Origin of the sequence: Algorimicrobium algoritergicola (assembly GCF_008086165.1) — a bacterium.
Classification (GTDB): Bacteria; Bacteroidota; Bacteroidia; order Flavobacteriales; family Flavobacteriaceae; genus Algorimicrobium; species Algorimicrobium algoritergicola.
The window spans coordinates 822,824-833,047 of the sequence record NZ_VSKL01000001.1 but is presented as its reverse complement, the minus strand read 5'-3'; the positions used below and the strand labels follow the sequence as shown (position 1 = coordinate 833,047).

General features: G+C 33.1%; 9 protein-coding genes. All 9 read left to right on the top strand.

Going from position 1 to position 10,224, the window contains the following annotated elements:
- Nucleotide 1: 1 nt before the first annotated feature.
- The 9 genes from ES675_RS03905 (at nucleotide 2) to ES675_RS03865 (ending at nucleotide 10,212) form a co-directional block, all read left to right on the top strand.
- Nucleotides 2-1,534 carry a phytoene desaturase family protein gene (locus ES675_RS03905; RefSeq protein ID WP_066247422.1) on the top strand — a complete coding sequence of 511 codons (1,533 nt, stop codon included), beginning with the start codon at nucleotides 2-4 and terminating at the stop codon, nucleotides 1,532-1,534.
- A complete protein-coding gene (locus ES675_RS03900; RefSeq protein ID WP_066247419.1) occupies nucleotides 1,534-3,198 on the top strand; it encodes a C45 family peptidase in 1,665 nt (554 codons plus the stop codon). Before ES675_RS03905 ends, ES675_RS03900 begins: the two co-directional genes overlap by 1 nt.
- 104 nt (nucleotides 3,199-3,302) lie before the next feature.
- On the top strand, nucleotides 3,303-4,598 hold the full coding sequence (locus ES675_RS03895) for a phenylacetate--CoA ligase family protein (protein WP_066247417.1): 1,296 nt from the start codon (nucleotides 3,303-3,305) through the stop codon (nucleotides 4,596-4,598).
- Nucleotides 4,599-4,613: 15 nt separating this feature from the next.
- Entirely contained in the window at nucleotides 4,614-5,033 is a 420-nt protein-coding gene (locus ES675_RS03890) for a hypothetical protein (protein ID WP_066247414.1), read from the top strand.
- Between the two features lie 23 nt (nucleotides 5,034-5,056).
- On the top strand, nucleotides 5,057-5,467 hold the full coding sequence (locus ES675_RS03885) for a hypothetical protein (protein WP_066247407.1): 411 nt from the start codon (nucleotides 5,057-5,059) through the stop codon (nucleotides 5,465-5,467).
- A 153-nt stretch (nucleotides 5,468-5,620) separates the two neighbouring features.
- The gene (locus ES675_RS03880; protein WP_066247402.1) at nucleotides 5,621-7,069 is read left to right on the top strand and encodes an MBOAT family O-acyltransferase; all 1,449 of its coding nucleotides are present in this window, start codon (nucleotides 5,621-5,623) and stop codon (nucleotides 7,067-7,069) included.
- A gap of 3 nt (nucleotides 7,070-7,072) precedes the next feature.
- Complete coding sequence (locus ES675_RS03875) at nucleotides 7,073-8,068, top strand: hypothetical protein (RefSeq protein ID WP_066247399.1); 996 nt, start codon at nucleotides 7,073-7,075, stop codon at nucleotides 8,066-8,068.
- 534 nt (nucleotides 8,069-8,602) lie between these two features.
- On the top strand, nucleotides 8,603-9,283 hold the full coding sequence (locus tag ES675_RS03870; protein ID WP_066247397.1) for a hypothetical protein: 681 nt from the start codon (nucleotides 8,603-8,605) through the stop codon (nucleotides 9,281-9,283).
- Between the two features lie 47 nt (nucleotides 9,284-9,330).
- Nucleotides 9,331-10,212, top strand: coding sequence for a CPBP family intramembrane glutamic endopeptidase (locus ES675_RS03865; protein ID WP_148367260.1), 882 nt, complete (start codon nucleotides 9,331-9,333; stop codon nucleotides 10,210-10,212).
- Nucleotides 10,213-10,224 lie beyond the last annotated feature (12 nt).

Below are 10,224 nucleotides of genomic sequence, written 5' to 3'. Positions count from 1 at the left end.
TTTGAAACCAAAATCACATTATGACATTGTTATTATAGGCAGCGGATTAGGCGGTCTGGTGTCTGCTATTATTATGGCAAAAGAAGGTTATAGCGTATGTGTTTTGGAAAAAAATCAACAGTTTGGTGGAAACTTACAAACCTTCTCCAGAAACAAATCTATTTTTGATACAGGTGTCCATTATATTGGTAGTTTGGGGAAAGGTGAAAACCTCTACCAGTATTTCAATTATTTGGGAATTATGGATGGCTTATCTCTCAAAAAAATGGATGAAGATGGGTTTGATATCATTAGTTTTGATGACGATGAAAACGCCTATCCATATGCACAAGGTTTTGACAATTTTAAAACGCAATTAATTACCTACTTCCCAGAAGAATCAGAAGCTATAAATACCTATTGCAAACAAATTCAGGAAACCTGCAACGCCTTTCCACTCTACAGGTTAAAACCCGGAAGACCGTATGCTGATGGTGTATTCAACCTTCAAGTAAAATCATTTTTAGAATCCATAACAAATAATAAACGCTTACAAGCTGTTTTGGCTGGCTCAAATTTCTTGTATGCAGGCGATGGTTATAAAACGCCCTTTTATGTGCATTCATTATCTGTGAATTCTTATATTCAAAGCGCTTACCGTTGTATAAATGGTGGTAGTCAAATAACTAAATTGCTTATTAGACAATTAAAAAAGTATGGTGGTGAAGTTTATAAACATCATGAAGTTGAAAATTTAGTCTATGAGGATGGTTTTATTAAAGCAGCCGTTTGCGTCAATGGAAACAAGATAGAAGGCAGCACGTTTATTTCTAATATTGAACCGAAAATAACCCTAAATTTAGTAGGCAAAGAACACTTTAGAAAATCATACACCAACAGAATTGAAGGCATTGAAAGTACCATTTCAGCCTTCAGTTTATATATTGTTTTAAAACCAGATAGTTTTAAATATATCAACAAGAATCACTATCATTTTAAAACACAAGATGCCGTTTGGAATGCCCAACATTACACACAAGAAACGTGGCCAGAAAGCTATATGTTATCTATGGGAATCAAAAAAGACAACAACATATATGGCGATAATATAACCATTATGACCTATATGCGTTATGAGGAAGTGGAACCTTGGGCTGATACATTTAACACGGTTGCTCATAAAAATGAACGTGACCAAACTTACGAAGCATTTAAAAAAGAAAAAGCGGAGATTATTATAGACGAGATAGAGAAAAAATTTCCAAATATTCGCGAATGTATTGCGGAATATTATACCTCATCACCACTTTCGTATCGTGATTATATTGCATCAAATCGTGGTTCCATGTATGGCTATACCAAAGATGTGGACAAATCCATGCAGTCTTTTATTTCACCAAAAACGAAAATAGATAATCTGCTATTTACAGGTCAAAGTTTAAATATGCATGGCATCTTAGGCGTTACCATTAGCGGTGTTGTTACTTGCTCCGAATTATTAGGTCAGGACTATTTATTAGATAAAATTATTGCGGCAAATCAAACAGAAAATTAATGCTGAAAACCTATTGGAACATACTCGTATTCACTTTGCTTATCACTTCTTGTGGTGTAAAAAAGTCGCTTCATGATATTCCAGATGTTTCCAACTACAACCAAACCATTCCTGAACGCAACCAGATTTCCGATTCTACATTTACCACAGAAAATGGTCTGCTAACCAAAAATAAATATGGGCAATGGGAACTATATGTTTCTGGAGATCCGTATCAAATTGGTTTGCAAACAGGAAGTTTAAGTCGCGAATTAATGGCGAAACAAGAAACGGCCTTTTTAGGAAAAGTAGAAGAGCTCGTGCCATCCAAAACCAAACAATATCTATTACGTAAAGTGTTGGCTTGGTACAACCGAAAAATGTATTTGCACGTCCCTGAAGAGTATAAAAGTGAAATATTAGGGGTTTCAAAATATGCAGGTGACACCTATGATTATGTGGCTGATGATTATCTGCGATTACTCTATTTTCATAGTGCCCACGATATTGGTCACGCCTTACAGGATTTGGCACTTGTTGGCTGTTCATCTTTTGCCGCTTGGGGAGATAAAACCGAAGATGGGAGTCTTATTATAGGTCGAAATTTCGACTTTTATGCCGGTGACGATTTCGCAAAAAATAAAATCATTGCCTTCATAAAACCTACAAATGGTTATAATTTTATGTCAGTTACTTGGGCAGGCATGATGGGTGTGGTTTCAGGTATGAACGAACAAGGATTAACCGTGACAATTAATGCTGGAAAATCAGATATACCATTAATTGCCAAAACACCAATTTCTATTTTAACGCGCGAAATTTTACAATATGCCAGCACGATAGATGAAGCCATTGCTATTGCTAAAAAACGCCAAGTATTTGTTTCGGAATCTATATTTATAGGAAGTGCCAAGGATAATCATGCGGTTACCATTGAGGTGTCGCCAAACAATTTTGGCGTTTATAACGTTGAAAATTCCAATCAATTAATTTGTTCCAATCATTTTCAAAGTGATGCCTATGCAACCGATGAGAACAACTTGAAACAAATTGCCGAAAGTCACTCGCAATATCGTTTTGAACGTATGGAAGAATTACTTTCAGAAACGTCTAAACTAACGGTTGAAAAAGCGGTGTCTATTTTAAGAAATACAGCTGGTTTGGATAATAAAGCCATAGGCTACGGAAACGAAAAAGCCTTAAACCAATTATTAGCCCATCATGGTGTGGTTTTTAAACCCGAACAAGGCTTGGTTTGGGTATCGGCTAATCCATATCAATTAGGAGAATTTGTAGCATATAATTTGAATACTATTTTCAAGAACCAGCCGTCAGAAACAGCTGCCAAATCATTTCATAATAGCAATTTATCTATTGAAGCGGATCCATTTCAATTCACGCAAGCGTATTTAGATTATGAAAAATATCGGGTTTTGAGTCGGGAGATTTCCAAAGCTATTTCAACAGACAATCATGTAGAACAAAACGTTCTGGACGAACTAATTGCTGTGAACCCAAACTTTTGGGAAGCCTATTATTTAGTTGGAACCTATTACTATGAAAAGCAATATTACACAGCAGCTTTACAAGCTTTTGAAAAGGCACAAACAAAAGAAATTACCACTGTTCCAGATCAAGAAGCTATTGCAGATTATATAAAGAAAATACACCGAAAATTAAACTAGACTTTTAGAAATAGGCTTAAATTTCTAATTAAATTCTTGAAGCAAACACAGATTAAACTACCCGTTTTAATTACATTTGAGAACTAAAAGAGGCAAATTGACTTATGATTCCAGATATAGAAAAAGCATCAGCTGAAGCCATAAAATTATTTCAAGAGGAAAAACTTCAAACACTTTTGAGGTATTTACAAAATAACTCAAGCTATTATCAGCAGGTTTTTAAAAAGCAAAACATTGCTATTTCTTCTATAAAAACCTTGGAAGATTTAACAAAAATACCAACCACTTCCAAAGACCAGTTGCAAGCGTATAATGATGAGTTTTTGTGTGTTCCTAAAAATCAAATTATTGATTACGTTACCACATCCGGAACTTTAGGCGATCCTGTAACCTTTGCTTTAACCGAAAAAGATTTAGAACGTTTAGCCTATAATGAAGCCTTATCTTTTGCCTGTTCTGGTGTGACGGAAAATGACATTATGCAACTCATGACCACTATGGACAGACGCTTTATGGCTGGATTGGCCTACTTCTTAGGATCCAGAAAATTAGGAGCTGGCATTATTCGTGTTGGTGCAGGAATCCCAGAATTACAATGGGATTCGATTATCAAATTTAAACCAACCTATTTAATTGCAGTCCCTTCCTTTTTATTAAAATTGATTGAATATGCCAAACAGCATGATATTGACATCAACAAATCGGGCGTAAAAGGTGCCATTTGTATTGGTGAACCTTTGCGGAATTTAGATTTTTCACATAATGCATTATCAAAAAAAATAACAGATGAATGGGATATTCAGCTGTATTCCACATACGCTTCCACCGAAATGAATACGGCGTTTAACGAATGTGAAGCGCAACAAGGTGGACATCATCATCCGGAATTAATTATTGCTGAAATATTAGATGATGCTGAAAACCCGGTGTCTGCTGGACAAGTGGGCGAGTTAACCATTTCCACATTAGGCGTTGAAGGTATGCCCTTGTTACGTTTTAAAACGGGCGATATGGTTCAAGCACATCATGATGCTTGTACTTGTGGCAGAACAACCATGCGATTAGGTCCTGTGGTTGGACGTAAAAAGCAAATGATTAAGTATAAAGGCACCACCTTATATCCACCAGCTATGGATAATATTTTAAATGATTTTAATGCCGTTCAGAGCTATGTTATTGAAATTTCGCACAACAGCATTGGTACGGATGAAATCTGCATTAAAATAGCAACAGATACACCAACGGAGAAACTTCTCTTGAATATTAAAGATCACTTTAGAGCTAAATTACGTGTGGCGCCTAAAATTGAATTTCACGATAAGAAAGTCATTCAAAAATTACAGTTTCCAGCCATGAGCAGAAAACCGGTTATGGTTATTGATAATCGTAAAAAGGACTAATTGTTGTATGACTTCATGAAAAATTTAACCATAAATTATACTAAAAAAAGGCTTTATATCCATTTGATCTTGGGTGTTTTTTGGTTGACTTTAGGTACTTTTATTATATGGGAGAATACGGAGTTTCGGTGGTATAATTTAGGTTTTATTGTTGCTGGAGCATTATATTTAGCACAGTTTATTTGGGATATTTCATATCAATATATAAACATTACCGACACGTATATTAGAAAAAATAACCTTTTCGTTAAAAAGTTACTACTAAAAGATATCTCTCAAATCGAAAAATTAGTCGGTGGTTATATGCTAAAAACCAAACAGAAAGAATTGACCATAAAATCGCATCTAATTGATAAAAATTCTTTGATTGAATTGGAGTTCTTTTTAGACCATTTTGAAGTGTTGGGAAACGAATACTACGAACTAAAATTATAGATATTTACACAGTAAATCCAAATATGTTAATTATTAAATACAAGAATAAAAGACTCTACATCAACTTGCTTTTCGGATCGATTTGGGTTATACTAGGTATTTTTACTAGTTGGGAAGCAGGTAAATTTCGTTGGTCAAACTACTTTTACATTATTTTTGGTGTCATTTATTTGGGTATATACTTTTGGGAATTTAAAAACCAATATTTAACGATAACTGATAACTTCATTAAAAATAATTCGCTTTTTGGAAAAAAAATTCTGCTGAAAGATATTATTCATGTGAAGAAAGTATTTGGAGATTATATCATAAAAACGGATCAGAAGGAGCTTTCTATTAACATGAGTTTGGTTCATGCCGACTCGAAAGCTGAATTAGATGCTTTTATTAACAGCATAAATTTACCGAAAGAAGAAACAATCACTTCAAACTAAAAGTGAAATTCCTATCAAATTTTATTTAGTTTAAAGATTCCGATTATCTTTAAACTATTAATTGCCATTTTACACGGAAACCATGCTGCATATTATGAATAGGAAATCAGGAAATTCAAGTTTAGAGTTTCCCATAAAAAAAGGATAGATACTATGCTTTTTAATTCCATTGATTTCGCCATTTTTCTACCCATCATTTTTGGGTTGTATTGGTTTGTTACTCATAAAAACTTAAAGCTTCAAAACGCACTGATTGTTGTTGCCAGCTACTTTTTTTATGGCTTATGGGATTGGCGCTTTTTATCATTAATTCTATTCAGCACACTGGTAGATTTTGGGGTTGGACTAGCTTTGAATAAGGAAAAACACCAAACAAAACGACTTCTACTTTTATGGACGAGTATTCTGGTGAATATTGGCTTTTTAGGATTTTTTAAATATTATAATTTCTTTTTAGACAATTTTGTAGCCACGTTCTCATTCTTCGGAAACAACATTCAAGCCAACTCCTTAAACATCATTTTACCTGTAGGAATCAGCTTCTATACCTTTCAAACATTAAGTTATAGTATTGATGTATACAAACGAAAATTACAACCCACAACCAACTTCGTCGCATTTGCTGCTTTTGTTAGCTTTTTTCCGCAATTAGTAGCTGGACCTATTGAACGTGCTACCAATTTATTACCGCAGTTTTTAAATAAACGGGAGTTCAATTATTCCAAATCGGTTGATGGTTTACGACAAATTCTTTGGGGTTTATTCAAAAAAATAGTCATTGCAGATAATTGCGCAACCTATGCCAATCTAATTTTCAATAATTCTGATGATTACTCTGGAAGCACATTAGTTTTAGGTGCTCTATTTTTCACCTTTCAAATTTATGGTGATTTTTCAGGCTATTCAGATATTGCTATTGGAACCTCACGCCTATTTGGTTTCGATTTAAAACAAAATTTTGCCTTTCCTTATTTTTCCAGAAACATTGCAGAATTTTGGAGACGCTGGCACATTTCTTTATCCACGTGGTTTAGAGACTATTTATATATTCCGCTTGGTGGAAGTCGCGTTGGTACATTTAAAAAAGTTAGGAATGTCTTTATCATATTTCTTGTTAGCGGTTTTTGGCATGGCGCAAACTGGACATTTATAGTTTGGGGAGCCTTGCATGCTGCTTATTTTTTACCACTATTACTAACAAATTCCAATAGAAATTATATAACCGTTGTTGCTCAAGGCAAACCATTACCAACCCTAAAAGAGGTTTTATTAATACTGGGAACTTTTGCACTTACCGTTTTTGCATGGATCTTTTTTAGAGCTGAAAATATGACTCATGCTATTCAATATATTTCGGAAATTCTATCAGCATCCGTTTTTAGCCTGCCAGAATTTGAAGAAAGACGAACGGCATTACTCCTATTAATCATGATTGCTATATTTATGATTATGGAATGGAAAGGACGCGAACAGCAGTATGCTATTGCTAAATTTGGAGCCACTTGGAAACGACCAATCCGATTTGCTTTTTATTACCTGATTATTATGGCCATTATTTGGTTTGGTGGTGCCGAACAAGAATTTATTTATTTTCAATTTTAGATTATGAAATCGTTTTTAAAAACGTCTTTACTCTTTTTAATTCCAGCTATTATTGTATTAGTAGCTGTTATTGCTATGGACTTTTTTAAGGTTTTAGGCTTTCAGGATTATTATGTCACACAGAAAATCGTAATTAATCGGGAAATGGTTACGGCTAAAAGCTACAGACATTTTAGAGACGTAGAAAATTACAACGCCTTTATATTCGGAAGTTCCCGATCTCACGCTTTTAAATGTGAAAACTGGAAAGCCTATTTAGATCCTGATGCAAAACCTTTTCACTTTGATGCCTTTGGCGAAGGGCTTTGGGGAATTTCAAAAAAGATTGAATATATTGATGAACTTGGAGACTCTATTAAACATGCTCTTGTAATTATTGATAGGTCTATTTTAGATTTAACAACGCCTCGTATTAGTCATGTTTCGGTTCCCGATCCACAGATTTCAAAAGCTTCAAAATTAGATTATTATGGTAAGTTTTTAAAAGCATCTTTAAACCCGCAGTTTCTGATGGCTTATACAGATTTTTCACTCACCAATACCTATCGTGATTATATGAGAGCTTATATTAATCATTCGGAATATAAAGATGTGGTAAACACAAAAACCTGCGATATCTGGTATGGCTGGGATGAAGAAATCCAGAAGGATTCATTAGCATTCTACGAGAATCTCAACGAGAAGCACGTGTTTTATAATCGGAAGGATCTTAATACGCCAAAATCCATTGTAAGCGTTGAAGAAATTGCGCAATTAAATCGCATTAAAGCTATTTTCGATAAACATAACACGCAATATAAAATTGTTATATCACCTATTTACAATCAAATTCCCATGGAAACGGAACATGTAGAATTACTAGAAACTGTTTTTGGAAGCGCGCATCTTTATAATTTTTCAGGAAAAAATAATTTTACGGAACCGGCTTATAATTATTATGATACATCGCATTACAGACCGCATGTTGCGAATGCTATTATGAAATTGATTTATAATTAGGACTTTTAAACAAATGCTTTTGAGGAATGGATAGCGATTCCGCGCTTCACGGCATTCACTGGGAATGCCAATTTAATGGTGCCTGTTTTTAGAAGGTTTTAGGTTGCTTTAAAACAAAAAAGAGGCGGTCTGAAAAGTAAAATTCCTCTCTAAATGTCATATTGAGCGAAGTGGAAATGTTCTGATTTTCAAAACACTAAACTTCGACTGCGCTCAGTTTGACAATGGGTAATTACTTTTCAGACAGCCTCTTTTATTCTATACCTACTATTTTTTAAGCTTTATCTACTGCTGGTATACGTAATACTTGTCCTGGATAAATTTTATCAGGAACAGTTGATATTATGACTATTAATCTGAGTTAAAACTTGTATCATATGTTTTTTGCTTTCAAAATAAAACACAAATAATTATGAAATGTTAATTTCGTTTAACTACATACTTCCCATTTTGTTTTATTTGTTTTATTTGTTTTATTTGTTTTTGTTATAACAAAAAACCCAAGTCTAATATTTAACCTAAAATCAAAAACAAATGAAATTAATAAAAATTAAATTCGCTTTTACTATTGCTCTTATGTCTTTAATCCTGATTAGTTGTTCAAGTGATAACAATCCAATTACAGAAAATTCCTCTAATAATTCAATAAGTAATCCTACAGAAATCAACAACCTATATAAAGGTAGTAATAATTCTATATATACAAATGACGGAGTAGAATATCGTATTAATAGTATTGATAACAAAATTTCACGTTTCAGTCAAGGAGTTTTACAATACGATATTGCTAATAATCATACGAGTGCTGAATTGGAAATCAATAACACGAATGAATCGTACACAATTAAAAATAGCCAAAACTCGAATGAAACTATAAAGTTTTACAACATTGAAGTTGTTAATGATAGTCTCCTTAAATTCAGTTTCAAAACGAATCTTGGAGTTACAGTAGATGATATGTTTTTTGAGTCAGATATGGGTTTCACAAATTTGCAAGGAAATGCTAAATTTTGTTGGCCTTGTGTTACAGTTTTAGTTGAAGTTGTAGCAGTTGTTGTTGATATAGTTACTTCTGGACCAACAATGGATATGACCCAAGTTTGTCTCGCTCAAATGCAAGCATGTTTGGCATCGGGTGGAACTCCGACAAATATGCAGGCATCTTCTTCATGGTGGGGCGGAGATGATTGTTCCTTAACCTGTGTTAAAAATTAAAATTTTATTTTCTGAATAAGTTAATATTAAAATATAAATATAACTGGTTGTTAACCCTAGGTGTTGTTATTCTTGCTCTAGGGTTAATGACCTCCTTATATCTATTAGTGTCCCCTTCATCTCATGACTACTTTACTGGAAGTGAATACTTTAAAGTTCCATACTTTTTGTTTTTGTGTATTGCCATATTTGTTGCACCTATTACAGAAGAATTAAGTTTTAGAGGAGGGTTTAATAAATCTAAAAGTATCAGAATAATTTCTATTATTGGTTTATTTGTTTTTCTACTAATTTCTGAAAGTTTACTACTCAAAACATTAATGATGATATATATAGCATTATTAATAGTAAGTTTTTATAAAAGACCAAACACACTAGTAATTAGTTTGTATGTTGGAAATGCATTATTGTTTTCTCTTTTTCATTTAGACCTAGATCAACTTTTTACCATATCATCTCTTCAAGGTTTTCTTTACAGGTTTGCTTTTGGTTTCTTCTCTATTTGGATTTGTATTAACTTCAATTTATTGAAATCAATTATATTTCATGCCGCATGGAATTTTGTATTAATGACACTTTTATCTATCGGTTTATTTTTTCCAGATGAAACAATAAATCAGTATGAAAATGATATGATTAAAGTTACATGGCAAAGAGCTTCTAAAACATCAAATTCTATTGTAAATTTTAATACCACGAATGGAAATGCCTTGGAAGCTCAAGATTGTGATATTATATTTTTACTAAAATCTACTGAATGGAGTTTAAGTTCTAAAGACAGTATAATAGATTTTGTGCCTACTGAACCTTACATGGATTATAAAATAGATATGAAAATAAAAGACACCAGTAACACAAATCAAAATCTTTATTCTTTAGTCAGACAGTTTTTATCAGAAAGTGATTTAATTAAATTAAGACCAAATTAAATACTGTTAATT